This is a genomic window from Paracoccus sp. UBA5162 (assembly GCF_002413585.1).
GTDB lineage: Bacteria > Pseudomonadota > Alphaproteobacteria > Rhodobacterales > Rhodobacteraceae > Paracoccus.
Genome location: NZ_DHXG01000034.1, coordinates 58228 through 83177 on the forward strand (window position 1 = coordinate 58228; position 24950 = coordinate 83177).

The following is a 24950-nucleotide window of genomic DNA, read 5'->3' on the forward strand; positions in this document are numbered from 1 at the left end:
TGAAAACTCACTCGGCCACGAGAATGACCACCGACAGCGGCGGCAGGACGACCTCGGCCGAAGCCGGCTGGCCGTCCTGCGGCGGACCGTCCGCCTGGATCCCGCCCAGATTGCCGGTGCCGCTGCCGCCGTAGATTTCGGCGTCGGTGTTGATCGCCTCGCGCCAGCGGCCCTTCTGCGGGACGCCGATCCTGAACCCATCGCGCGGGACCGGGGTAAAGTTGCACAGGACCACGACCGGCCTGTCGCCATCCCCGCCGCGCCGGACCCAGGCATAGGTCGATTGCGCCGGGTCGGTGGCGATCCACTGAAACCCCTCGGCATCGCAATCCTTGACATGCAGCGCAGGCGTTTCGCGATAAAGCCGGTTCAGATCGCGGACCAGCGATTGCACACCCTTGTGCAGCGGCTGCCCGGCGGCGTGCCAGTTCAGTTCGCCATTGTGGTTCCATTCCTCGGGCTGACCCCATTCGCAGCCCATGAACAACAGCTTCTTGCCCGGATGACCCCACATGAAGCCGTAATAGGCGCGCAGGTTGGCGAATTGCTGCCATTCGTCGCCGGGCATCTTGCGCAACATGCTGCCCTTGCCATGGACCACCTCGTCATGGCTGATCGGCAGGACGAAATTCTCGGAAAACGCATACATCAGGCCGAAGGTCATCTGATCGTGGTGATATTTGCGATGGACCGGATCCTGCTGCATGTAGCGCAGCGTGTCGTTCATCCAGCCCATGTTCCACTTGAAGCCGAAGCCCAGCCCCCCCGCATCGACCGGGGCCGAGACCTTGGGGAAAGACGTGCTTTCCTCGGCCACGTTCATGATGCCGGGCACCTCGCCATAGGTGACGACGTTCATGGCCTGGATGAAGGCGATGGCCTCCAGGTTTTCCCGCCCGCCATGCCTGTTGGGCACCCATTCGCCGGCCTTGCGTGAATAATCGCGATACAGCATCGAGGCCACCGCATCCACGCGCAGCCCGTCGAGATGATATTCCTTCAGCCAATACAGGGCGTTGGCGATCAGGTAGTTCCGGACCTCGGTTCGGCCGTAATTGAAGATCAGCGTGTTCCAGTCCTGATGGAACCCTTCGCGCGGGTCGGCATGTTCGTAAAGCGGCGTGCCGTCGAAGCGGGCCAGCCCGTGCCCGTCGGTGGGGAAATGGCCCGGCACCCAGTCCAGCAACACGCCGATCCCGGCCTCGTGCGCGGCCTCGACCAGATCGCGGAATTCATGCGGCGGCCCGAACCGGATCGTCGGCGCATAAAGCCCCACCGGCTGATAGCCCCATGAGCCGTCGAAGGGGAATTCGCTGATCGGCAGCAGTTCCAGATGGGTGAAACCCATATCGCTGACATAGGCAATCAGATCGCGGGCAAGCTCCTTGTAGGACAGGGGCCGGCCATGATCGTCCCACCGCCGCCGCCAGGATCCCAGATGCACCTCGTAGACGCTGATCGGGGCGGTCCGGTCCTGGGCCTCGGCGCGGCCAGCCATCCAGGCCGCGTCGCCCCAGCCATATCCGGAAATGTCGCGCACGACGCTGGCCTTTTCGGGCGGATGCTGGCTGCCGAAGCCGACCGGATCGGCCTTCTGCAGGACGCCGCCATCGGCGCCGACCAGTTCGTATTTGTAAAGCGCGCCTTCGGCGATGCCCGGAAGAAAGATTTCCCAGACGCCGCTGTCGCCCACCCGCCGCATCGGATGGCGGCGACCGTCCCAGTGATTGAACTGCCCGATGACCGAGACGCGCCGGGCATTGGGCGCCCAGACCGCGAAATGCGTGCCCTGCGCGCCCTCATGCGCCATCACATGCGCGCCGAGGGCCTGCCACAATTGACGATGCGTTCCCTCGCCGATCAGATAGCGGTCCACATCGCCCAGAACCGGGCCGAAGCGATACGGATCGTCGAATTCCCATTCCACGCCGCCGCCCGATCTGGCCTTCAGCCGGTATGGGCCGGCGGGAACCACCGCCGCGAACACGTCGCCCTCGACACGTTCCATTGCGATCTCGCCGCCGGCCTGCGTGACGACGCCTAGCGCGGAGACATCGGGCATGAACGCCACGATCCGATTCTGCCGCCCCTGGGCGTGCGGGCCGAGGATGTCGAAGGGTCGATCGTGACGACCCGCGCTCAGCAGATCCAGATCGTGCCTGTTCAGCGGGCAAGGCTGGTCGGTCTTTCCCATGGTCCCCACTCTAACCGCCGCGAAGATTCGGGCAATGTCTGGCTTGACGCTAAACTCCGGTTGGCCTTCCGGCTACTCTCATGCATGACTTGACCCCAACACACAGGTCATGGCCGGGGTTTCCAATGAAAGAATGGTGGCGCGACGCCGTGATCTACCAGATCTATCCGCGCAGCTTTCAGGACGACGACGGCGACGGGATCGGCGATCTGAAGGGGATCGCGCGGCGGCTGGGCCATGTGGCCGATCTGGGCGCCGACGCGATCTGGCTGTCGCCGATCTTCACCTCGCCGATGAAGGACATGGGCTATGACGTGTCCGACTATACCGGCATCGACCCGCTGTTCGGCACGATCGCGGATTTCGACGCGCTGGTTGCCCGCGCTCATGACCTGGGGCTGAAGGTGATCATCGACCAGGTTCTCAGCCATACCAGCGACAAGCATCCCTGGTTCGAGCAGTCGCGCCAGGACCGCGGGAACCCCAGGGCCGACTGGTATGTCTGGGCGGAACCAAACCCGGACGGCACGCCGCCCAGCAACTGGCCCTCGGTCTTCGGCGGCCCGGCCTGGGAATGGGAGCCGCGACGGCGCCAGTATTACCTGCACAATTTCCTGATCCAGCAGCCGGATCTGAATTTCCACCACAGGCCGGTGCAGGACGCGCTGCTGGACACGATGCGTTTCTGGCTGGAACGAGGCGTGGACGGATTTCGGCTGGATACGGTGAACTATTATTTCCACGACGACAGGTTGCGCGACAACCCGCCCAATCCCGACCATGACGGGCCCGAAACCTATGGCTATCAACGCCACATCTATTCCAAGAACCGGCCCGACAACATCGCCTTCCTGAAACGGATGCGGGCGCTGACCGACGAATATGACGGCCGCATGATGGTGGGCGAGGTCGGCGATGGCGGCCAGACCGCCATCGACATCATGGCCGAATACACCGCCGGAAACGACCGGCTGCACATGTGCTACAGCTTCGAGATGCTCAGCCCCGACTTCACCGCGGCGCATTTCCGCAAGACGATCGAGGGCGTCCGCAAAGGCGCCCCCGACGGTCATTCCTGCTGGTCCTTCTCGAACCATGACGTGGTTCGCCACGTCACCCGCTGGGCCGGCCATGCCACCGACCCCGACGCGCTGGCCCGGCAATCGGCGGCGATGCTGCTGTCGTTTCCCGGCGCGATCAGCCTTTATCAGGGCGAGGAACTGGGCCAGACCGAAACCGATCTGGTCTATGCCGAACTGACCGACCCCCCGGCGCTGCGTTTCTGGCCCGAGGTCAGGGGACGCGACGGCTGCCGCACGCCGATGGTCTGGGACAGGACGCAGGCCAATGCGGGCTTCTCGACCGGGATCCCCTGGCTGCCGGTCAAGGAACCGCAGGCCGCGCGCGCAGTCGCGGGCCAGCAGGCCGACAATGACAGCGTGCTGGCCGCCTATCGCGCGATCATCGCGTTTCGCAAGGCCACGCCGGCGCTGCGATGGGGCAGGACCGAGTTTCTGGAGCTGGCCGAGCCGATCCTTGCCTTCCGCCGCGATCACGAGGGACAGGCCGTGACATGTGTCTTCAACCTGTCGGCAAGGCCGGTTCGGCTGAAAACCGACGCCACGGCCCTGACCGGTCCATCCTCGGCCATGCTGGGCGAGGGGATCCTGTCGCTGCCCGCCAACGGTTTTGCCTGGATCGAGGGCGCCCCGGGGTTATCCCGCTAATCGCCCTTGCGGCGCAGGAACAATTCGAACCCAAGATACAACCCCGCCGCGCCGAACAGGATCGCCCAGAACACTGCGCCCGACCGCAGCTCGACCACCGCCCAGATCAGCGGCAGAATGACACAGAGGACACGCACCCAGAGCGGCCGGAAGAACGGCGCATTCGGATCCACCAGCATGATCACCCCCTTGCCCGACGCTGTTTCATCGCGGCCGGACCATCCTGTGCCCTTCGCCCGGCGCGGACAAGCCCCCGGCCGCCAGACAGGGCGCCAGAGAGAAAACCCGAGGAATAGCCCATGCAACTGACCGGACTTCACCATCTGACGGCAATCACCGCCGACGCGCCCGGCAACAACCGCTTCTACACCCGGATCCTGGGCCTGCGCCGGGTCAAGAAGACGGTCAATCAGGACAATGTCTCGGCCTATCATCTGTTTTACGCCGACGGCGCGGGCAATCCGGGAACCGACATCACCTTTTTCGATCTACCGGCCGCAAAAGACCGGCGCGGCACCAATTCGATCAGCCTGACCGGCCTGCGCGTGGCCGAATCGGGTCTGGATTACTGGGCCTCGCGGCTGCGCGACAGCGGTGTCCCGCATGGTGGCGTCACCCTGATCGACGGCCGCGCAGGGATGGATCTGGAAGATCACGAAGGCCAGCGCCTGCGACTGATCGCCGCGCCCGACCCCGAGGGCACGCCCTGGCCCGACAGCCCGGTTCCGGCCGAGCACCGCATCCACGGCCTGGGGCCGGTCACGATCTCGGTGGCCGAACTGGCCCCGACCGAAGCCCTGCTGAGAACAGTGATGAAGATGCGCCGCGTCCGCGACTATCCCGCCCCCGACGGCGCGGGGCAGGTCCATGTCTTCGAGATGGGGGCGGGCGGGGCGGCGGCGGAACTGCATGTCGCCGTCCAGCCCGGCCTGCCCCGGGCACGGCTTGGCGCGGGCGGCGTGCATCACGTGGCCTTCCGCGTGCCCGACAAGGCTGCGCTAAGCGGCTGGGCCGAACGTCTCGGCGCCGCCCGCGTCGCCACGTCGGGCGAGATCGACCGCTTCTATTTCCGTTCGCTCTATTTCCGCGAGCCGGCGGGCAACCTGTTCGAACTTGCCACCGACGGACCGGGCTTCGATGCCGACGAGCCGCGCGACACGATGGGCACGACGCTGTCGCTGCCGCCGTTCCTGGAAGATCGCCGGTCACAGATCGAGGCCGGCCTGAAGCCGCTGGACTGAGGGCGGAAAATCCGGATCGTCGCGCGCAGGGCCGCTTTGCGACGGATCGCAAAATCTGCGCGCCTTGCACCATTTTCGCACCGGCAGCCGTGTCTGGTTCCGACAGCAGGAGAAGCCTCGTGACCAGACTTGCCCATCCCCGCGAAGCCCGGCCGGCCCTGCCGGGCCCCCGCCGCCGTATCGCCGTGATCGGCAGCGGCATATCCGGGCTTGGCACCGCGTGGCTTCTGGATTCGCATCATGACGTGACCCTTTTCGAGGCCGAGCCTCGTGCCGGCGGCCATACCCGCACGGTCGAGGCGATGGGCGCCCGCGTCGATACCGGCTTCATCGTCTGCAACCGCCGCACCTATCCGCTGTTCGTGCCTTTGCTGGAACATCTGGGGGTGGCGCTGGAGCCGTCGGACATGACCTTCTCGGCCAGTTTCGGGAATGGCCGCTACGAATACGGCACCGGCAACACCGCGGCCCTGTTCGCGCAGAGGCGGCGGGCCGTCGATCCGCGCCACCTGCTGATGCTGCGCGACATCCTGCGTTTCTTCCGCCACGCGACGCGCTTTGGCGCCAGCGGTCATTCGCTGGGCGCGATGCTGGATGAATTGCGGCTGGGCGCGGATTTCCGCGACATGTTCCTGCTGCCAATCTCGGGGGCGATCTGGTCCACCCCCTCGCGCGCCATGCTGGATTTCCCGGCCGCCAGCTTCGTGCGGTTCTTCGACAATCACGGTCTGCTGTCGCCATCGGGGCAGCCGAACTGGCTGACCGTGACCGGCGGCGCGCGGGCCTATGTCGATGCGATCCTGACACGGCTGAAGGCGCGCGTCGCGCTGGCCGCGCCGGTTTTCCGCGTGATCCGGGACAAGGAGGGCGTCACCGTCGTCAGCCCCCACGGGCCCCAGCGTTTCGACCGCGCGGTCTTTGCCTGCCACGCCCCGCAGGCGCTGGAGATGCTGGATCATCCCGACGCCGAGGAGCGGGCCGTCCTGTCGGTGTTTCGCACGCAGCCCAACCGGATGGTGCTGCACAGCGATCCGGCCTTCATGCCGCGACGCCGCGCCGCCTGGGCCGCCTGGAACTATATCACGGCGCGGCGACGGCCTGACCCGCACCAGCCGGTCAGCCTGTCCTACTGGATGAACCGGCTTCAGAACCTGAAAACGGAAAGCCCTCTGATCGTGACCCTGAATCCGGAAACCGAGCCGCGCGGCATCCATGACGAGGCGCTCATGGCGCATCCGCAATTCGATACGGCCACGATGGCGGCGCAGGTTCGTTTGCCCTCGATTCAGGGGCGCGGCGGGGTCTATTATGCCGGGGCATGGACGCGATACGGCTTTCACGAGGACGGACTGCTGTCGGCGCTGCGGGTGGCGCAGGCGATGGGAATCGCCTGGCCTCTGGGACAGGACCCCTGGGCCGACGAGGCGCAGGCCGCATGACGGATCTGTGGGACGGCGCGCTGATACCCGCCCGGATCTGGCACGGCAGGCGCGGCGACGTGGCGCGCGAATTCCGCTATCGCACCACGTTTCTGGCGCTGCCCGTGGACCGGATCGATGCAGGCGATCTGCCGCTGGCCATCGACCGGCCCGGATTGTGGTCGCTGCGGCGCCGGGATTACGGTGATCGCGACGGCACATCCCTGCGCGATTTCATCCTGGGGGTGCTGTCGGATGCGGGACTGGCCGAGGCGCGCGAGGTGACACTGATCACCGCACCGCGCACGTCGGGCTATGGCTTCAACCCGGTCAGCTTCTGGCTGTGCCGCGATGACCGGCAGGACCTGCGCGCGGTGCTGGCCGAGGTATCCAATACCTTCGGCGAGCGGCATTTCTATCTGTGCCACCGGCCCGACCGGGGGCCGATCCGCCGCGAGGACCGGCTTGGGGGCGAAAAGATTTTCCACGTCTCGCCGTTCCTGCCGCGCGAAGGTCGCTATCTGTTTCGCTTCGACAGCGGGCCGGGCCGCTTCGGCGCCTGGGTGGATTGGACCAGCGCGGAGGGCAGCCGGCAATTGGGAACCTCGATGGTCGGGCCGGCGCAATCCCTGGACCGGGCGGCACTGCGCCGGGCCGCCCTGAGCCATCCTTTCCAGGCGCAGAAGGTGATAGGCCTGATCCACTGGCAGGCCGTGAAACTTCGTGCCCGTGGACTTCGTTATCTGCCAAAACCGCCGCAGCGTCCCGGCCGCAGGTCAGAGGCGACCGGTCTGGATCGCGACGGGGAAGAATGAAAGAACTGGGGGGTCGTTCATGTTGTTTCAGCGCCGGTTGACACGAGAATTTCTTGACACCGCCCGCAAGGTGCGGCTCGGCACCTTGCGCGTCGTCACGCCCGAGGGCGAGGTCCATCATTTCGGCGGCACCGCTCCGGGGCCGGAGGCCGCGCTGATCGTGCATGATTGGCGCACCATTCCGGCGCTGGCCGCCAAGGGCGACATCGGCATGACCGAGGCCTATCGCGACGGCTGGTGCGACACCCCCGACCTCGAGGCATTGCTGACGCTGGCATTGCTGAACGAGGACGCGCTGGAGCGGTATATCTATGGCAACCGCCTGCGGATGCTGGCGCTGCGGGCATTATATGTGCTGAACCGCAACACCCGAACCGGGGCGCGGCGCAATATCTCGGCGCATTACGATCTGGGCAACGATTTCTATTCGCTGTGGCTGGATCCCAGCATGACCTATTCCTCGGCGCTGTTCAGCGATGGCGATGATCTGGGCGCCGCGCAGCAGCGAAAATACGATCGCATCATCGACAATCTGGCCGGCGAATCGGGGCGGCTGCTGGAAATCGGCTGCGGCTGGGGCGGCTTTGCCGAGCGCGCCCTGTCGCGGGGCGATTTCGCGCCCAAGGGCCTGACCCTGTCGGTCGAGCAGGCCGAATACGCGCGGCGCAGGCTGGACGGCAATGCCGAGATCGCGTTGCAGGATTACCGCGACGAAAGCGGCCGTTTCGATCATGTCGTCTCGATCGAGATGTTCGAGGCGGTCGGCGAACGCTACTGGCGCGATTATTTCGGCAAGCTGGCGCAGGTCCTGTCGCAGAAGGGCCGGGCGATGGTGCAGACGATCACCGTGGCCGACCGCTATTTCGACCGTTATCGCGCCGGACCCGACATGATCCGCAGCTTCATCTTTCCCGGTGGAATGCTGCCCTCGCCCACCCGGTTCGAGGCCGAGGCGCGGGCGGTCGGGCTGCGTATCGAGGAGACGTTCAACTTCGGGCTGGATTATGCGCGTACCCTGCGCGACTGGCTGGCCCGCTTCGACGAAAGCCTGCCCCGGATCCGCGAGATGGGATTTGACGAGGGATTCATCCGCGTCTGGCGTTTCTATCTTGCCGCCTGCGCCGCGTCGTTCAGCGTCGGGCGCACCGATGTCATTCAATATCGCATGTCCCATGGCTGAACGGATCTGGATCATCGGCGCCAGCGACGGGATCGGCCGCGAACTGGCGCTGGCCTATGCCCGCGAAGGGGCGGATCTGATCCTGTCGGCACGCGGCAGGGACAAGCTGGCAGAGGTCGCGGCCGAAGCCGGCGAGGCCGAAATCCTGCCGCTCGACGTGGCCGACCGCGCCTCGATCGAGGCCGCGGCGGCGGCGATCGCCGCGGGCGGCAAGCTGGACCGGATCGTGCATCTGGCGGCGCTTTACGATCCCGGACGGATCGCCGATCTGGATCCGGAGAAGGCCGCGCAGCTTGTCACCGTGAACCTGACCGGCAGCTTTCACATCGCACAGGTCGGACCGAGGCTGCTGCGCAAGCACGGTCAGCTGGCATTGTGCGGATCGGTCGCAGGCTATGTCGGGCTGCCGCAGGGCCAGATCTATTCCGCGACCAAGGCCGGGGTGATCAATCTGGCCGAAAGCCTGCGCGCCGAACGACCGGATGTGGATGTCCGGCTGATCTGCCCCGGCTTCGTCGACACCCGGATGACGCGCAGGAACCGGTTCCGGATGCCGGCCATCATGCCGGCCGACAAGGCCGCCGCCGCGATCATGAAAGGGCTCGCCGGCAAGCAGTTCGAGATCCATTTTCCGCATCGCCTGACCCGGACGTTGAAGCTGATCCGCGCCCTGCCCTATGCCGCCTCGCTGCGCCTGACCCGAAGGCTCAGCCGCGACGGCGACTAGGCCGTTCGCAGCGCCGGCGCGGGCGGCGGGCGCCCGTCAGGCTGTCACGTCCCTTGCGACGGCCAGGCCGATCACCACGGCACCACCTCGCCCTTCCAGTCGCGAAACCCGCCGCTGTCCCGCGCCGTCAGCCCGGCGATCACGTCCAGCAGCGCGCGGGCGCTGCGGTCGGGCGTGATGGTCCGATAGCGGGCGGCATATTTTGCGGTCAGGGGTGTCTCGACCGTGCCCGGATGCAGCGCGACGAAGATGCTGTCGGGATTGCGCCGCTGCCATTCGATCGCGGCGGTGCGGATGATCTGGTTCTGCGCGGCCTTTGCTGCGCGATAGGACACCCAGCCGCCCAACCCGTTATCGCCGATCGAGCCGACCCGCGCCGACAGAGAGGCAAAGACGGCCCGCCCCTTGTCGCGCAGAAGCGGCGCAAAATGGCGGATCGCCAGCGCCACGCCGGTCGCGTTCAGGGCGAATTGCCGCGCCATCGCCTGCGCGTCGATTGCCGCGAAGCTTTTTTCCGGTTCATGGCCGCCGATCACCAGCGCGCCCGTTGCGTTGAAGATCAGATCGAACGGCCGCTCCAGCCGGGCCGCCAGCGGGCCCGGTGTCGTCGGGTCTGTCAGATCCAACCCGTCATCGCGGCGCGACAGGCGCGTCACCCTGGCGCCGTCCCGGGCCAGGCGATCGCAGACCGCCGCGCCGATCCCGCCCGAAGCGCCCAGAACCAGCGCCCGCATCAGCCGACCATGCGGACGATCGTCACACCAGCCCAGGCCGAGAGCCCGGTCAGAAAACCGCCCCAGGCGGTGTCCGCGACAACCTGCGCCCATGACCAGTCGCGCATGATGGCAAGGCTGGTGAATTCATAAGTGCCATAGCACATCAGCCCCAGCAGCGCGCCGGCCAGCAAAGCCTGCACCGGCGCTCCGTCCCGCAAGGCCGGGACCGAAACGAAATACAAAAGCCCCACCACATAGAAGGCATAGAAGGCCGCAGCCGGGCCCAGCCGGAACGGATCGGCCAGCAGATCGCCGATGGAACGCTCGAAGATCGGCCGGATCAGAAATCTGATCCCCACCACATCCACGGCAAGAAACACGATCAGTGTCGAGAAATAGAGGATGATCATCTTCATCATGCTAATCCTTGAAATCCTCGTAAGCCGTCAACGCCCGTGATCGGCCCTGCGACAGAGAGATCGCAGGCATCGGCGTCCGGTCCAGATCGATCTGCCACGACCGCGGGGCCGCCCTGGCGAAAGCCTGCGCGCCCCTGGCATCAGGCTTCAGCCAGTGGTCGCGATAGCGCGCGGCGGCATCGAATTTTCCGGCCTGGGTGTCGGGGTTGAAAACACGGAAATAGGGGGCGGAATCCGGCCCGCATCCCGCCACCCATTGCCAGTTCATCGCGTTCGAGGCCGCGTCCCAGTCGATCAGCGTGCGGGCGAACCAGTCCAGGCCCACGCGCCAATCGGTCAGCAGATGCTTGGTCAGATAGCTGCCGGCGATCATGCGGACGCGATTATGCATCCGTCCGGTCACGAACAGCTCGCGCATCCCGGCATCGACCATCGCGACGCCGGTCAGGCCGCGTCGCCAGTTCTCGGCGTCGTTGTTGTCGCGCTTCCACGGAAAATCATTCCATTCCTCGCGCCAGCAGGTCTGGTCCATCTGCGGCATCTCGTGGAACAGTTCCCGCGCGAATTCCCGCCAGGCCACCTCGCGAAGAAAACCCTCGACCCCCTGCCGCCCCGCCTCGCGCGCCGCCTGCCCGACATGCCAGATACGCCGGGCGCTGATCTCGCCCACGGCAAGCGCGTCGGACAGGTTCGAGGTGCCGTCCCGCCAGGGCTGGTCGCGGTGATCGGCGTAGTCGCGCACCGGCCCGTGCAGGAAATCGTCCAGCCGGTCGCGCGCGGCATCCTCGCCGGGCTGGACATGATCGGCCACGACCGGCCAGCCGCGATCCATTACCGCCCTCGCCTCGGGCCAGTCGGTGCCGTCGCTGTCGGGCCATGTCTCGGGCAGGGTCAGCGAGGGCGGGTTCAGCGGCGCCTCGATCCGGGTCGTGCGCAGCGCCCGCCAGAATGGCGTGAAGACCTTGTAGATGCCGCCCTGCTGCGTCGTGACCGAGCCGCGCGGCACCAGATCGGCCAGCGGATGCAGGTGCAACGCGGCCCCGCCGCGCAGGGCGGCCGCCTTCAACCCGTGATCGCTGGCAAAGGGGAAGCCCTCGGTCGTGTGGATTGCCGTGGCGCCGGTCTCGCGCGCGATCCGTTCCAGAACCTCGGCCGGATCGCCCCGGCGCAGGATCAGGCGACTGTTGCGGCCATGCAGCGCGGCCTGAAGCCGGGGCAGCGACAGCGCCTGACGCTGGGCGCTGGCCGGATGATCGCGCGCCTCTGCCGGATCCAGGATCACAAGCGGGATGACCGGTCCCGAACCGGCTGCCGCGACCAGGGCGGGATGATCGTCCAGCCGCAGCACACGTCGAAACCAGCAGATTACCGTCATCGTCCAACCCTGTTAGTTGCCTGCAAAGACACGCATGAAACGGCCGAAAGTTTCAAGCAAAGCGCAAGGAGCCGGCCGGGCGCGCCATTGTCAGCCCCGCCGTCGGTGATATAGCTGGATCAGACCCGCCACCCCGAAAGTCCTGCCCGTGATCCGATCCGCCCTTCGCCCCGGCTTCGTCTCGCTCGTCTCGGCCGGGCCGGGCGATCCCGAACTGCTGACGCTGAAGGCCGCGCGGCGACTGTCCGAGGCCGATGTGGTCCTGTTCGACGATCTCGCCTCGGGGCCGGTGCTGGACCACGCCGATCCGGCGGCGCAGATGATCTCGGTCGGCAAGCGGGCAGGGCGGCCTTCGGCGCGGCAGGAACACGTGAACGCGCTGCTGGTCGAACATGCGCGCCGGAACCGCCGCGTGGTTCGGTTGAAATCGGGGGATGCGGGAATTTTCGGGCGGCTCGAGGAAGAGATCGTGGCCCTGACCGAGGCCGGTATCCCGTTCGAGATCGTGCCCGGCGTGACCTCGGCCGCGGCCGCCGCAGCCGCCGCGTCGATTCCGCTGACCCGCCGCCTGACCGCCCGGCGCCTGCAATTCGTGACCGGTGCCGACGTGACCGGCCATCTGCCGCAGGACATCAACTGGGCAGCCCTGGCCGATCCGCAGGTCACCACCGTCGTCTTCATGGGTCAGCGCAGTTTCCCGGAACTGGCGAAAGGTCTGCGCGTGCACGGCCTGCCCGGCACCACCCCGGCGCTGTTCGCCGAGGCGGTCGGCCATCCCGAACAGCGGCTGCTGCGCACCGACATTGACAGCCTGGCCCGGATCATGGCCCGGACGCGGGTGACGCAGCCGGGTCTGATCCTTTATGGTCCGCTGGCGTTCGGTCGGCCTGCTGCGAATGCGCCGTCACCCCGAACCTGACCCGCTCACCCCGCGGCATCGGGTTGCATAAAATGCAAATCAGATCCGGATGGCGCGGCGGCGCGGTTTAAGGCCCTGTTAAATCGCCTGACCTAGCCTTCTCCGACGGCCCAACTCAGCCGGTTGAACCATGCTCACCTATAGCCACGTGGTCACGACGGGGACCGCGGACAACGCCTTTCTGTCCAACCTCACCGATCTGGCGATTGTCTGGTTCGGCGGACGGCTGGTGCTTGTCAGCAGCAACACGTTCCAGGGCGGGATCGCCAGTTTTGCGACCGACGGATCGGGCACGCCGCTGACACGCATCGACAGCATCGCGTTCGGCGACAAATTCAGCTATCAGGGCAATCCCGAAATCAGCGTTCTCGCCCTGGCCCAGGGGCCACAACTGCATCTGGGGCAGTTGGGCGGGGCCGCGGATCTGGGAATCGCCGTCGCCGCGAACGGCGATCTGGGCAGTTTCCGCACGATCCTGGGCGGGTCCGGACCGGGCGCCGCGATCGGCGCGATCGGCACGTTCGAGACCGAGGCGGGGCGATTTCTCTATTCGGCCAATGCGCGGACATTGACGCTGGAAACGCGTCGCATCGGCGATGACGGAAGTCTTCTGGATACGTCATCGGCCAGCATCCCGATCAGCAGCGCCCCGCCGGACGCGGCGCTGGACAAGATCATCGGCCTGACGGTCCAGGGCCAGCGGATGCTGGTCGCGATCTCGGGCCTGGGCAATTTCATCTCGACCCACCTGGTGGGCGAGGACGGCGTTCTGGATGGTGGCAAGGTTCATGCCTCGGCGCAGGGAACCGGCTATTACATCCCGACCGACATCGAGGCGGTCCAGTTCGGCGGCAAATCCTTTCTGATCGTCGCGGGCGGAACCTCGTCCTCGCTGTCGGTCTTCCAGCTTTCCTCGACCGGCGAGGTGACGGCGGTCGATCACGTCATCGATGAAAGGACGACGCGCTTTCAGTCCGCGACCGCGATGGCGACGGCCGTGGTGGATGGGCGCGCCTATGTCTTTGCCGGCGGCGCCGATGACGGGATCAGCGTCTTCACGGTCCTGCCGGATGGACGGCTTCTGCATCTGGCCACGATCGAGGATACGGACGCGCTGACCCTTGCCGATGTCAGCGATATCGAGGCGCAGGTGATGGGCGGCAAGATCGCGCTGTTCGTCGCCAGCGGCACCGAGACCGGAATCACACAGCTTGAATTCGATCCGGGCCGGCTGGGCATGACCGGCAGCGGCACGACCGGCAATGCCGGCGGCACCGCCCGCGATGACCTGATCGTCGCCCGCGACGGCACGACGCGCCTGTTCGGCGGGGACGGCGACGATATCCTTGTCTCGAAAAGCCAGAGCGTGTCGATGACCGGCGGCGCCGGCGCCGACATCTTCGTCGCCACACGCTTTGACGGCCGGATTGCGATCCTCGACTACGAAAAGGGCGTCGACCGGCTGGATCTGTCGATGCTGGGCATGATCCGCAGCACATGGCAACTGACCTTCGCGCCGCAAAGCTATGGCATCAAGATTTTCTACGGCAATTCGGTCATTGACATCTTTTCCGCCGATGGCACCACGCTGGCTGCATCAGATTTCGGCAACGAGATGTTCCCGATCGCCCATTACTGGGTGCCCGAACTGGACCCCTCCACCATCGACCCGTCCGAGGTGCCCTCGACCGTCGGCCGCTGGATCTTTGGCTCCGAGGCTCCGGACCGCCTGTTGGGACAGGCCGGCCCGGACCGGATCGAGGCAAAGGCGGGCAATGATACGGTCGCGGCCGGCGGCGGTGCGGACACGGTCTTCGGCGGAGACGGCGAAGACCTTCTGCGCGGACATGACGGCGCTGACCTGCTTTATGGCGGTGCCGGCCGGGACACGATCTTCGGCGACAACCAGGACGATCAGATTTATGGCGAAGCCGGCGGCGATTACATCTACGGCGGCAGCGGCAATGACCGCATCGAAGGCGGCGACGGAAACGACCGCGTCTATGGCAATTCCGGCGATGACGTGATCACAGGCGGGAACGGCAACGACACCCTTTGGGGCAATGACGGCGACGATTTGCTGGAGGCGACGGCGGGCGACAACCTGCTTGGCGGCGGCGGCGGCCGGGACACCCTGATCGGCGGGGCCGGGCGCGACATGCTGCGCGGCGGCGCCGACCAGGACCTGCTGCGTGGCGGATCGGGACAGGACACGTTGCTGGGCGAGGACCAGAACGACCGGCTTTATGGCGATGCGGGCGATGACCGGCTTTATGGCGGCCCCGGCAACGACATGATCTATGGCGGGCAGGGCAATGACCTGCTGGCGGGCGAAGACGGCAACGACCGGCTGGGCGGGAATGACGGCAACGACATCGTGCAGGGCGGCGATGGTCGAGATTGGCTGGCAGGGGGGAATGGCGATGATCTGCTTTATGGGGGCGGTGACGACGATACCGTGATCGGCGGCGATGGGAATGACCGGTTGGAGGCGGTATCGGGCAATGACTACCTGATCGGAGGCGCCGGCCGCGACACGCTGATCGGCCAGTCCGGGCGCGACCGGTTATCGGGCGGAACCGGCAACGACAAGCTTTACGGTTTCGGCGGCGACGACCTGCTGGGCGGCCATGACGGTGACGATCGGCTGGATGGCGGTGCCAACCAGGATACGCTGCGCGGCGGGGCGGGCAATGACCGGCTGTACGGCGGCACCGGGAACGATGTGCTGGAGGGTGAGGACGGCGACGACTATCTCAACGGCGGCAATGGCGACGACCTGATGCAAGGCGGCGCGGATGACGACCGGTTGGAAGGCGGAAACGGTAACGACGAACTGCGCGGAGATGACGGCAACGACACCGTCATCGGCGGCTATGGCAATGACTGGATCAGCGGTGGCGGCGGCAACGACCGGCTCTACGGGCAATCGGGCAACGACCGGCTGTTCGGATATTCCGGCAACGATTTCCTGCGCGGCGGCGAGGACAGAGACCGGCTTGACGGCGGTTCGGGACGCGATCTTCTTTTCGGAGAAGAGGGCCGGGACACGATCTTCGGCGGCAACGGCAACGACTGGCTCGAGGGCGGCAGCGGCAATGACCAACTGCGCGGCGAGGATGGCGACGACACCCTGGTCGGCGGGGACGGCGATGACTGGCTCAGTGGCGGCAGGGGCAACAACCGGCTTTACGGGCAGGCCGGCGATGACCGGCTCTACGGCTATTCCGGCAACGATTTCATCCGTGGCGGCAGCGGCCGGGACCGATTGGAGGGACGCGGCGGCAATGACCGGCTTTACGGCGAATCCGGCGACGATGTGATGATCGGCGGCGCGGGGGCGGACAGATTGTATGGCGGCACGCAGAACGACAGGCTCTACGGCGATGATGGCAACGATTACCTGGCCGGGCAGCAGGGCGATGACACGATCCTGGGCGGGGGCGGCAACGACCGGATCGGCGGTTCGGACGGCAACGATGTTCTGTCGGCGCAGACCGGCGATGACAGCCTCTGGGGCGGGGCTGGCAATGACAGATTGATCGGCGGCGCGGGCGACGACTGGCTGATCGGGGGCGCAGGGGCGGACCGACTGGAAGGCGGCTCGGGTCGCGACCGTTTCCGCTTTGATTCCGTCAGCGACAGCCGCATCGGATCGCCCGATTTCATCCAGGATTTCCGGCCCGGCATCGACCTCCTGGATCTGTCGGCCCTGCGACTGCAATTTGTCGGCAGGCGCGGCTTTTCCGGTGACAACCAGCTTCGATGGACGCAATCGGGTGGCGACACCCATGTCTTTGCAGATCTCGACGGTGACGGGCGGGCCGACCTGCATATCCGGCTGGACGGCCAGCTTGGCCTCGACAGCGACGATTTCCTGCTCTAACGCTCAGTCAGCCGCGCCTCGGCCCATGTGGCGGCATCCGCGACCACCGGATCGGCATCGCCGCGCAGATTCCGTGCCACGGGCGCAAGCCGGCGATCGGCGGAATTACCGATGGCGTACAAGACGTTGCGGATGAACCTGTTGCGCCCGATCCGCTTGATCGCCGAGCCCGCGAACCGCGCCCGGAACCCGGCATCGTCCAGCTCCGCCAGCTCCGCCAGCGTCGGTGCCCCCGCGATCCCGCGATAGCGCATCTCCGATCCCTCGCGCGCGAACTTGTTCCACGGGCAGACCGCCAGGCAATCGTCGCAACCATAGATGCGGTTGCCCATCAGGGGCCGCAATTCGGGATCGACCGGCCCCTTGTGCTCGATGGTCAGGTAAGAGATGCAGCGCCGCGCATCCAGCTGGAACGGCGCCGGGAAGGCCCCGGTCGGACAGATGTCCAGACAGGCCCGGCAGGACCCGCAATGCTCGTCCTCCGGCGGATCGGGCGGCAGATCCAGCGTGGTGAAGATCGCGCCCAGGAAAAACCAGCTACCCAGATCACGGGCCAGAAGATTGGTGTGTTTGCCCTGCCAGCCCAGCCCCGCAGCCTGCGCCAGCGGCTTTTCCATCACCGGCGCGGTATCGACGAAAACCTTGATCGCCTCGTCCTGATGGCGCGTCAGCATCCAGCGACCCAGCCGCTTCAGACGCTTCTTGACCAGATCGTGATAATCCCGCCCCTGCGCATAGACGCTGATCGCCGCCCGGTCGCGCGCCTCCAGCACGGCCAGCGGATCGTGATCCGGCGTGTAGAGATCGGCCAGCATGACCACCGACCGCGCCTCGGGCCACAGGGCGGCCGGATCGCCTCGCCAATGGCTGCGCTCGGCCATCCAGCCCATCTGGCCGTGCCGCCCGGCCTGCAGGAACGCACGCAAACGGCCCGCCGCCTCGGGAATGGCATCGGGTCGCGCCACCCGCATCTTGGCAAACCCGGCGGCCAGCGCCTCGGCCGCCAGCGCCTCTTTCATCTGCGTTGCCGAAATACCCCGGGGGGTCCGGGGGGCCGGCCCCCCGGCCGTCGCGGGACGCAATCCCGCATCGGCTTGCCTATCCGAAATCGAGTTCGGCATAATGCGGGGCCGGCTGGATGCCGGGCACCTGATCGGCCAGGACGCCCCGGAAGGCCGGGCGCGACTTGATCGTTGCATACCAGTCCCGCAAGACCTCGGACCGATCCCAATCGACGTCCGAGATGTAGTCCAGGCAGGAAAAATGCGCCGCGGCTGTGAAGTCGGCCAGAGACATCGCGCCCCCTGCCAGCCAGCGGCGGTCTTCCAGCAGTCCGGCCAGATAATCCATGTGCTCCTTGATCGCGCGCAGGCCATCCTTGACCGCCCGGCTGTCCGGATAGCCCGAACGCAGGATCTTCTTCCAGACCCGCTCGTTCAGGATGGGCTGGGTGACTTCGCTGTTGAACTTGTCGTCGAACCAGGCGCAAAGCCGGCGCACCTCGTGCCGGTCCAGCGCACCCCTGGGCATCAGCGGCGATTCGGACACGACCTCGTCGATATATTCGACGATGGCCTGACTTTCGGCCAGCATGGTACCGCGGAAACGAAGGACCGGCAGCTTGCCGGCCGGATTGCGGCGCTTCAGATCGGGCGGATTCTCCCAGTATTTCTCCTCGACCAGTTCGACCTCGATCTTCTTTTCGGCCAGAACCAGGCGGACCTTCCGGCAAAAGGGCGACAGGGTCGAATGATAAAGCCGCGTGGTCTGCGTGTTGGTGTTCATCGGCTGCTCGGCATTCCTCGTGACGATCGGCCGTCTTGATACGCCCCGATACCCGGTGTTTCAACCACGGCGGTCCCGGCTAGAAGCAATCCGCCCGCCCATCGCGGCGAATCGTGGCCGCACCATCGGCGATGGACCGCGACCGGGCCGAGGCTTGCCGCGGATCGCGCGTTTTGGGCGAGGGCAGGACCGCCGCCAACCGCGCCGCCTGAACCGCGTCCAGTCGATCGGGCGTGGTGCCATAGAATTCGCGCGCCGCCGCCCCGATACCAAAGACGCCCGGTCCGAATTCGGCCAGGTTCAGATAGACCTCGAGGATCCGCCGCTTGGACCAGAAGGCTTCGATCAGCGGTGTGAAGACTGTCTCCAGGGCCTTGCGCGGCCAGCTTCGGCCCTGCCACAGAAAGACGTTCTTCGCGGTCTGCTGGCTGATCGTCGAGGCCCCCCGGCTGGATCCCGAGGCCACGACGCGCCGGATCTCGTCCATGTCGAAACCCCAGTGGCGACAGAAATTCGCATCCTCGGCGGCGACCACGGCCCGCCGCATCTGGGGCGATACGTCGCCCAGATCGACCCAGACACGCGGCGTGATCGGCCGCTTGCGCGCCTCGCCGACGATGGTCAGGGTCGTCGGCGGGTTGATGAAGGCATAGATCCCCACCAGCATCGCCATCAGCACGAACACGCGCAGCGCGAACCACCGCATCCACACCGCCAGCCGCCGCAGCGGGCGCCAGCGGCGGCGCCCGCCCGGCCGGGGATCCGCCGGATCCGCGGCAGGCGGTCTGATGAGGGCGCGCAGGATCATGAGGGCGGCTTTGTCACGCCGCGCCTCGGGCCGTCAAGCGCGGGTTGCGCGGATCAACCGGCGGGCGACGCCGGCGGGACGGGCGGCACGCCGCCGCCCGACAGCGCATCCCGCAGCTTCTGTTCATCCTCCTGGGACAACGAGGTTTGCAGGATCCGGCCGCGATGGTGAAAGCCCTCGAGACGGGCCAGCACCTTGTCGGCGGTCATCTTGCGCAGAAGGATGAAAACCGCCGATCCGCCCGGTTGCAGCGAATGACCGACATCGCGCATGAAATCGTCGTTGATGCCGATGTCGCTGAAACGTCCGGCCAGAGCGCCCGCCCCCGCGCCCACGGCCGCCCCCAGCAGCGGATTCAGGAACACAAGTCCGACCAGCGCGCCCCAGAAGCCGCCGCCGACCGCGCCGGCGGCGGTCAGGTTCACGGCCTGATGCAACTGGATATCATCCTCGGACGGGCGGGTCACGACCACCGCGTCCTCAAGCTCGATCAGGTATTCCTTCTGCATCTTGACCAGTTCGGTCCGCAATTCGAAACCGGTTGTCTCGTCGTCGAACGCGATGGCGATCAGTTCTGACATCGAAAGATCCTCCGCTTTGGCAAGCCCGCCTGCAACAGCAACCCGCCGCCCTGGCGCGGGTTCCCGCCAGGGTCGGAAAGGCGGCCACGACCGGTCGCGCGGCGCGGGCGGGCGGCGGGCCGGCTATTCCGCCGGCACCGCGCGCGGGGCATCGTCCGCCTCGATCGGATGCGGAAGATGGGCCAGCATTTCCCTGGGGCAGACCTGCAGGAAACGCGCCTTCTCGCGATCCCAGTCCTGAAGGATGTCGGCGGCGCGGCGCGAACCGGTCTCTTTCAGATGCCGCTCGATCAGGCCCCTCAGTTCAGTCTCCCAATGGTCCTGCGTCAGCGGGCACAGAACCAGCGTCTCGGTGTTGATGTAGTCGCGCGCAACGCCCTGCGGATCATACAGATAGGCCATGCCGCCGGTCATGCCGGCGCCGAAATTGGCGCCGATGCTGCCGAGGATCACCGCGACGCCACCGGTCATGTATTCGCAGCCATTGCTGCCGCAGCCCTCGATCACGACATGGGCTCCGGAATTGCGCACCGCGAAACGCTCGCCCGCGCGGCCGGCCGCGAACAGATAGCCTGCCGTCGCGCCATAAAGCACGGTGTTGCCGATGATCGTGTTCTCGGCCGCGATCAGCGGCGAGGCCATCGGCGGGCGCACGGTGATAATGCCCCCGGACAGGCCCTTGCCGACGTAGTCGTTGGCATCGCCGGACACTTCCAGCTTCAGCCCCGGCGCGGCAAACGCGCCCAGCGATTGCCCGGCGCTGCCGGTCAGCCGCACCGTCAGGTGGTCGGGCTGCAGGTTGTTGCGCATCCCGAATTTCTGCACGATCATGCTGGACGTGCGCGTGCCGATGGTGCGCAGCGTGTTGCGAACCGCGTAGGACAACTGCATCTTCTCGCCATCCTCGAAGAAGCGGGCGGCGTCCTTGACGATATCGGAATCCAGCGTGTCCAGAACCGCGTTGCGCGGCTTGGTGCGGTCATAGACGATCTTGTCCGCGCCATCGACGGTGATCAGAAGCGGGTTCAGATCCAGATCGTCAAGATTCGCTGCGCCCCGACTGACCTGGGTCAGCAGATCGGCCCGGCCGATCACCTCATCCAGCGAACGTGCGCCGATGCTGGCCAGGATTTCCCGCACCTCCTGCGCGTAGAAGGTGATCAGGTTGACCACCTTGTCGGCGCTGCCGGTGAACATGGCGCGCAATTTCTCGTCCTGCGTGCAGACACCCACGGGGCAGGTGTTGGATTGGCACTGGCGGACCATGATGCAGCCCATCGCGATCAGGGCCGCGGTGCCGATGCCGTATTCCTCGGCCCCCATCATCGCCGCCATGACGATGTCGCGACCGGTGCGCAGGCCGCCATCGGTGCGCAGCGTCACCCGTTCGCGCAGCCGGTTCATGGCCAGAACCTGATGCGCCTCGGTCAGCCCCATTTCCCAGGGCAGGCCGGCGAACTTGATCGAGGTCGCAGGGCTGGCCCCGGTGCCGCCATTATGGCCGGAGATCAGGATCACGTCCGCCTTGGCCTTGGCCACGCCGGCCGCGATGGTGCCGACACCGGAAGAGGCGACCAGCTTCACGGTGATCTTGGCGCGCGGATTGATCTGCTTCAGGTCATAGATCAGCTGCGCCAGATCCTCGATGCTGTAGATATCGTGATGCGGTGGCGGCGAGATCAGTGTCACGCCCGGCGTCGAATGACGCAGCCGCGCGATCAGCTTGGTGACCTTCATCCCCGGAAGCTGCCCGCCCTCGCCGGGCTTGGCGCCCTGGGCCACCTTGATTTCCAGTTCCTCGCAGGCGTTCAGATATTCCGCCGTCACGCCGAAGCGGCCGCTGGCGACCTGCTTGATCTTGGCGCAGGGATTGTCGCCGTTGGACAGGGGCTGACTGTGGGCCGGATCCTCGCCGCCCTCGCCCGAATCCGACTTTGCGCCGATCCGGTTCATGGCGATGTTCAATGTCATGTGCGCCTCGGGCGACAGCGCCCCCAGCGACATGCCCGGCGTCACGAAGCGCTTGCGGATCGAGGTGATGCTTTCCACCTCTTCCAGCGGCACCGCCTTGCCCAGCGGCTTGATGTCCAGCAGGTCGCGGATATGGATCGGCGGATTGGCCCGCATCGTGGCGCTGAACTGCTTCCAGATGTCATAGCTGGCCTTTTCGCAGGCCAGTTGCAGCATCTTCATCGTATTGGCTTCCCAGGCGTGCTTTTCGCCCGACCGCCGCAGCTTGTAGAAGCCGCCCACCGGCAGCAATTCGACATTCTCGGCGTGAAACGCCTTCTGGTGCAGCGCCTCGATCTTGGCTTGCAGCCCGTGCAGGCCGATGCCGCTGATGCGAGAGTGCATTCCGGGAAAATATTCCGCGACCATCGCGCGCGACAGGCCCACGGCCTCGAAGTTCAGGCCGCCGCGATAGGAAGACAGGACCGAGATGCCCATCTTGGCCATGATCTTCAGAAGACCCGCGTCCACCGCGTCGCGATAGCGGCGCATGTTGTCGATCAGGCTGCCCTCCAGCAGGCCGCGTTCGATCCGGTCCTGAATCGAATCCTGTGCAAGATAGGGGTTCACCGTGGTCGCGCCCGATCCGATCAATACCGCGAAATAATGCGGATCGATGCATTCGGCGCTGCGCACATTGACCGAACAGAAGGTCCGCAGCCCCTTGCGCGTCAGCCAGGAATGGACCGCGCTGGTCGCCAGGATCATCGGCATCGCGACCCGGTCCGAGCCCTGATGTTCATCCGTCAGCACCAGGTGGCCCGCGCCCGAACGCACCGCATCCTCGGCCTCGGCCCGGATCCGGGCCAGCCCTTCGCCAAGCGCGTCCTGCCCCGCGTCATCGGGAAAGGTGCAGTCGATATGGGTGACGTTCTCGCCGAACATCTTCACCATCTCGGAAAACTCGCCATTGGCGATGAACGGGCTTTCCAGGATCAGGATCTCGGTCTGCGCGCTGCTTTCGTCCAGCACGTTCTTGAGGTTGCCGAACCGGGTCTTCAGGCTCATCACCCGCGTTTCGCGCAGGCTGTCGATGGGCGGGTTCGTCACCTGGGAAAAGTTCTGGCGAAAGAAGTGGCTCATCGGCCGGTACTGGTTCGACAGCACCGCCGGCGGGGTGTCGTCGCCCATCGAGGCGATCGATTCCTTGCCGTCCTCGGCCATCGGCGCCAGGACATGTTCCAATTCTTCCAGCGTATAACCGGCGGCCTTCTGGCGGCGGCGCAGATCCTCGCCGCCGAACCGCGCCCGTTCGGGCAATTCGCGCATCATGTCGTTCAGATCGACGACCTTCTCGATCCATTCGCCAAAGGGCTGGCTTCCGGCCAGGCGGTCCTTGATCTCGGCATCGTGGTAAAGCTTGCCCTCCCACATGTCGACGGCGATCATCTGGCCCGGCCCAAGCGCGCCCTTTTCGCGGACCTTGGCCTCGTCGACCGGGACCATCCCGACCTCGGAGCCGGCGATCAGCAGGTTGTCGCCATTGACGACATAGCGCATCGGCCGCAAGCCGTTGCGATCCAGCCCGCCGCAGACCCAGCGACCATCGGTCATGGCCAGCGCCGCGGGCCCGTCCCACGGCTCCATCACGGCGTTGCAATAGGCGTACATGTCGGCCCAGGGTTTCGGCATGTCGGTGGTGGCCTTGGACCAGCTTTCGGGCACCAGCATGGTCTTGGTCATCGGCGCCGAACGGCCCGAACGGACCATCACCTCGAACACCGAATCCAGAGCCGCCGAATCCGACGACCCGCCCGGCACGATCGGCTTGATATCCTCGGCCATCTCGCCGAAGGCGTTGCTGGCCATGCGGATCTCGTGGCTGCGCAACCAGTTGAGGTTGCCTTTCAGGGTGTTGATTTCGCCGTTATGGGCCAGCATCCGGAAGGGCTGGGCCAGCCACCATTGGGGGAACGTATTGGTGGAATAGCGCTGGTGATAGATCGCGAAGGCCGATTCAAAGCGTTCGTCCTTCAGGTCGGGATAGAACTCCGCCACCTGTTCGGCCAGCATCATGCCCTTGTAGATGATCGACCGGCAGGACAGCGAACAGAAGTAAAGCTGCGTCACCTGGGCCGCGATCGCGGCCTTCTCGATCCGGCGGCGGATGATATACAATTCGCGTTCGAACTGGACATGGTCGATGTCCTTCTCGCAGCGGATCAGGATCTGTTCGATCTCGGGGCGGGTGGCATTGGCCTTTTCGCCCAGAACGGCGGTGTTCACCGGCACGTGGCGCCAGCCATAGATATAATGGCCCATGCGCAGAACCTCGGATTCCACGATGGTGCGGCAGGTTTCCTGCTGGGCGAAATTGATCCGCGGCAGGAACACCTGACCGACCGCGATCAGCTTGTCGTTGTCGGGCTCGTGCCCGGTGCGGCGAACCTGGTCATAGAAGAAGGGCACCGGAATCTGGACATGGATGCCGGCGCCATCGCCTGTCTTGCCATCCGCATCGACCGCGCCGCGATGCCAGATCGCCTTCAGCGCATCGATGCCGTGCTGCACGACCTTGCGGCTGGGCTTGCCGTCCAGATCGACGACGAAGCCCACCCCGCAGGACGAATGTTCGTCCTCGGCGCGATAGAGGCCGCTTGCGGCCATCCGGTCGCGGCGGGCCTGTTCCTCGGCTTGCCACTCGGGCGAAAACTCGGTCATTGCGGAGCCTCCAGATGAGGATTTTCGGATTCGTATTCGGCGCGCGTGATCCGCGCATGATCGCCCGCCAGCGCATATCCGTCGGGCGCGCGATCGGCATAGACAATGCGCGTCAGCCGCGCGCCGCCGGCATTGGGGAACAATCCGGGCATGACTTCGTGATAGCCGGCATCGTGCCCCTCGACATAGCGGAACCACAGCGCCGAGCCGCAGATATCGCACCAGGCCCGCTCTGCCAACCGAGACGAGCGATGCGTCTTGACCGGTCCCGTCACGGTCAGATCCGTCGCCTCGATCCCGAACTGGATGCCGCCCGACCAGCGGGTGCAATTGTCGCAATGGCAGCCGCTGATCTCATCGGACAGGACGGCCTCGATCGTGACCGCGCCACACAGGCAATGGCCCCGTTGCCGCCCGCTCATGCGTCGTCCTCGGAAGACAGCAGGCCAGTCATCAGCTGATCGCAGTCGAATTGCGGCGTGGTGTCG

At 66.1% G+C, this 24950-nt stretch carries 19 protein-coding genes; 8 read left to right on the forward strand and 11 right to left on the reverse strand.

Translation table 11 applies throughout. The features are described from left to right. Positions 1–7: 7 nt before the first annotated feature. The gene (glgB, locus tag B4A72_RS04730; RefSeq protein WP_292953879.1) at positions 8–2194 is read right to left on the reverse strand and encodes a 1,4-alpha-glucan branching protein GlgB; all 2187 of its coding nucleotides are present in this window, start codon (positions 2192–2194) and stop codon (positions 8–10) included. Between the two features lie 125 nt (positions 2195–2319). Between glgB and B4A72_RS04735 the strand changes: the two genes are divergently transcribed. Next, positions 2320–3921: an alpha-glucosidase gene (locus B4A72_RS04735; protein ID WP_292978165.1), complete on the forward strand. Its 1602-nt coding sequence runs from the start codon at positions 2320–2322 to the stop codon at positions 3919–3921. Here the strand turns inward: B4A72_RS04735 and B4A72_RS04740 are convergent. Further along, a complete protein-coding gene (locus tag B4A72_RS04740; RefSeq protein ID WP_292952634.1) occupies positions 3918–4100 on the reverse strand; it encodes a hypothetical protein in 183 nt (60 codons plus the stop codon). The genes B4A72_RS04735 and B4A72_RS04740 overlap by 4 nt on opposite strands. 120 nt (positions 4101–4220) lie before the next feature. On the opposite strand from B4A72_RS04740, the gene B4A72_RS04745 reads away from it, so the two are divergent. From B4A72_RS04745 to B4A72_RS04765, 5 genes are all read left to right on the forward strand, one after another. Next, on the forward strand, positions 4221–5162 hold the full coding sequence (locus tag B4A72_RS04745; protein ID WP_292952637.1) for a ring-cleaving dioxygenase: 942 nt from the start codon (positions 4221–4223) through the stop codon (positions 5160–5162). A gap of 119 nt (positions 5163–5281) precedes the next feature. Next, positions 5282–6601, forward strand: a complete 1320-nt coding sequence (locus tag B4A72_RS04750; RefSeq protein WP_292978166.1) for an NAD(P)/FAD-dependent oxidoreductase — start codon at positions 5282–5284, stop codon at positions 6599–6601. Continuing rightward, positions 6598–7395 carry a DUF1365 domain-containing protein gene (locus B4A72_RS04755; RefSeq protein WP_292952643.1) on the forward strand — a complete coding sequence of 266 codons (798 nt, stop codon included), beginning with the start codon at positions 6598–6600 and terminating at the stop codon, positions 7393–7395. Before B4A72_RS04750 ends, B4A72_RS04755 begins: the two co-directional genes overlap by 4 nt. A gap of 19 nt (positions 7396–7414) precedes the next feature. After that, positions 7415–8575 carry an SAM-dependent methyltransferase gene (locus tag B4A72_RS04760; protein ID WP_292978167.1) on the forward strand — a complete coding sequence of 387 codons (1161 nt, stop codon included), beginning with the start codon at positions 7415–7417 and terminating at the stop codon, positions 8573–8575. After that, complete coding sequence (locus B4A72_RS04765; protein ID WP_292952650.1) at positions 8568–9302, forward strand: SDR family NAD(P)-dependent oxidoreductase; 735 nt, start codon at positions 8568–8570, stop codon at positions 9300–9302. The genes B4A72_RS04760 and B4A72_RS04765 overlap by 8 nt, the downstream gene beginning before the upstream one ends. 71 nt (positions 9303–9373) lie before the next feature. Here B4A72_RS04765 and B4A72_RS04770 read toward each other — a convergent pair whose 3' ends face one another. From B4A72_RS04770 to B4A72_RS04780, 3 genes are read right to left on the reverse strand one after another with little or no spacing between them, the layout of a single operon-like run. Beyond that, positions 9374–10036, reverse strand: a complete 663-nt coding sequence (locus tag B4A72_RS04770; RefSeq protein ID WP_348670649.1) for an SDR family NAD(P)-dependent oxidoreductase — start codon at positions 10034–10036, stop codon at positions 9374–9376. Then, positions 10036–10434 (reverse strand): DUF2177 family protein, encoded by a 399-nt coding sequence (locus B4A72_RS04775; protein WP_292952653.1) that lies wholly within the window; start codon positions 10432–10434, stop codon positions 10036–10038. Before B4A72_RS04775 ends, B4A72_RS04770 begins: the two co-directional genes overlap by 1 nt. Positions 10435–10438: 4 nt before the next feature. Next, on the reverse strand, positions 10439–11812 hold the full coding sequence (locus B4A72_RS04780; protein ID WP_292952656.1) for a cryptochrome/photolyase family protein: 1374 nt from the start codon (positions 11810–11812) through the stop codon (positions 10439–10441). Positions 11813–11960: 148 nt separating this feature from the next. Here B4A72_RS04780 and cobA point away from each other — a divergent pair, with 148 nt between their 5' ends. Together cobA and B4A72_RS04790 are read left to right on the forward strand one after the other, a co-directional pair. Further along, entirely contained in the window at positions 11961–12731 is a 771-nt protein-coding gene (cobA, locus tag B4A72_RS04785) for a uroporphyrinogen-III C-methyltransferase (protein ID WP_292952659.1), read from the forward strand. A 130-nt stretch (positions 12732–12861) separates the two neighbouring features. Continuing rightward, entirely contained in the window at positions 12862–16617 is a 3756-nt protein-coding gene (locus B4A72_RS04790; protein ID WP_292952662.1) for a calcium-binding protein, read from the forward strand. Here B4A72_RS04790 and queG read toward each other — a convergent pair. The 6 genes from queG to B4A72_RS04820 form a co-directional block, all read right to left on the reverse strand. After that, complete coding sequence (gene queG / locus B4A72_RS04795; RefSeq protein ID WP_292952665.1) at positions 16614–17636, reverse strand: tRNA epoxyqueuosine(34) reductase QueG; 1023 nt, start codon at positions 17634–17636, stop codon at positions 16614–16616. The two genes, B4A72_RS04790 and queG, sit on opposite strands and share 4 nt — an antisense overlap. 79 nt (positions 17637–17715) lie before the next feature. Next, the gene (locus B4A72_RS04800) at positions 17716–18402 is read right to left on the reverse strand and encodes a glutathione S-transferase family protein (RefSeq protein ID WP_292978168.1); all 687 of its coding nucleotides are present in this window, start codon (positions 18400–18402) and stop codon (positions 17716–17718) included. A gap of 79 nt (positions 18403–18481) precedes the next feature. Then, complete coding sequence (gene mtgA, locus B4A72_RS04805) at positions 18482–19210, reverse strand: monofunctional biosynthetic peptidoglycan transglycosylase (protein ID WP_414692488.1); 729 nt, start codon at positions 19208–19210, stop codon at positions 18482–18484. 53 nt (positions 19211–19263) lie between these two features. Beyond that, entirely contained in the window at positions 19264–19791 is a 528-nt protein-coding gene (locus tag B4A72_RS04810; RefSeq protein ID WP_292952674.1) for a DUF1269 domain-containing protein, read from the reverse strand. 123 nt (positions 19792–19914) lie between these two features. Continuing rightward, a complete protein-coding gene (gene gltB, locus B4A72_RS04815) occupies positions 19915–24462 on the reverse strand; it encodes a glutamate synthase large subunit (protein WP_292978169.1) in 4548 nt (1515 codons plus the stop codon). Then, positions 24459–24884, reverse strand: a complete 426-nt coding sequence (locus B4A72_RS04820; RefSeq protein WP_292978170.1) for a GFA family protein — start codon at positions 24882–24884, stop codon at positions 24459–24461. The genes gltB and B4A72_RS04820 overlap by 4 nt, the downstream gene beginning before the upstream one ends. Positions 24885–24950: the final 66 nt, after the last annotated feature.

Excerpts from the sequence above, each read along its gene's own strand:
- glgB (WP_292953879.1), bottom strand. The coding sequence starts at position 2,194 with ATGGGAAAGACCGACCAGCCTTGCCCGCTGAACAGGCACGATCTGGAT.
- B4A72_RS04735 (WP_292978165.1), top strand. The coding sequence starts at position 2,320 with ATGAAAGAATGGTGGCGCGACGCCGTGATCTACCAGATCTATCCGCGC.
- B4A72_RS04740 (WP_292952634.1), bottom strand. The coding sequence starts at position 4,100 with ATGCTGGTGGATCCGAATGCGCCGTTCTTCCGGCCGCTCTGGGTGCGT.
- B4A72_RS04745 (WP_292952637.1), top strand. The coding sequence starts at position 4,221 with ATGCAACTGACCGGACTTCACCATCTGACGGCAATCACCGCCGACGCG.
- B4A72_RS04755 (WP_292952643.1), top strand. The coding sequence starts at position 6,598 with ATGACGGATCTGTGGGACGGCGCGCTGATACCCGCCCGGATCTGGCAC.
- B4A72_RS04760 (WP_292978167.1), top strand. The coding sequence starts at position 7,415 with ATGTTGTTTCAGCGCCGGTTGACACGAGAATTTCTTGACACCGCCCGC.
- B4A72_RS04765 (WP_292952650.1), top strand. The coding sequence starts at position 8,568 with ATGGCTGAACGGATCTGGATCATCGGCGCCAGCGACGGGATCGGCCGC.
- B4A72_RS04770 (WP_348670649.1), bottom strand. The coding sequence starts at position 10,036 with ATGCGGGCGCTGGTTCTGGGCGCTTCGGGCGGGATCGGCGCGGCGGTC.
- B4A72_RS04775 (WP_292952653.1), bottom strand. The coding sequence starts at position 10,434 with ATGAAGATGATCATCCTCTATTTCTCGACACTGATCGTGTTTCTTGCC.
- B4A72_RS04780 (WP_292952656.1), bottom strand. The coding sequence starts at position 11,812 with ATGACGGTAATCTGCTGGTTTCGACGTGTGCTGCGGCTGGACGATCAT.
- B4A72_RS04790 (WP_292952662.1), top strand. The coding sequence starts at position 12,862 with ATGCTCACCTATAGCCACGTGGTCACGACGGGGACCGCGGACAACGCC.
- queG (WP_292952665.1), bottom strand. The coding sequence starts at position 17,636 with ATGAAAGAGGCGCTGGCGGCCGAGGCGCTGGCCGCCGGGTTTGCCAAG.
- B4A72_RS04800 (WP_292978168.1), bottom strand. The coding sequence starts at position 18,402 with ATGAACACCAACACGCAGACCACGCGGCTTTATCATTCGACCCTGTCG.
- mtgA (WP_414692488.1), bottom strand. The coding sequence starts at position 19,210 with ATGATCCTGCGCGCCCTCATCAGACCGCCTGCCGCGGATCCGGCGGAT.
- B4A72_RS04810 (WP_292952674.1), bottom strand. The coding sequence starts at position 19,791 with ATGTCAGAACTGATCGCCATCGCGTTCGACGACGAGACAACCGGTTTC.
- gltB (WP_292978169.1), bottom strand. The coding sequence starts at position 24,462 with ATGACCGAGTTTTCGCCCGAGTGGCAAGCCGAGGAACAGGCCCGCCGC.
- B4A72_RS04820 (WP_292978170.1), bottom strand. The coding sequence starts at position 24,884 with ATGAGCGGGCGGCAACGGGGCCATTGCCTGTGTGGCGCGGTCACGATC.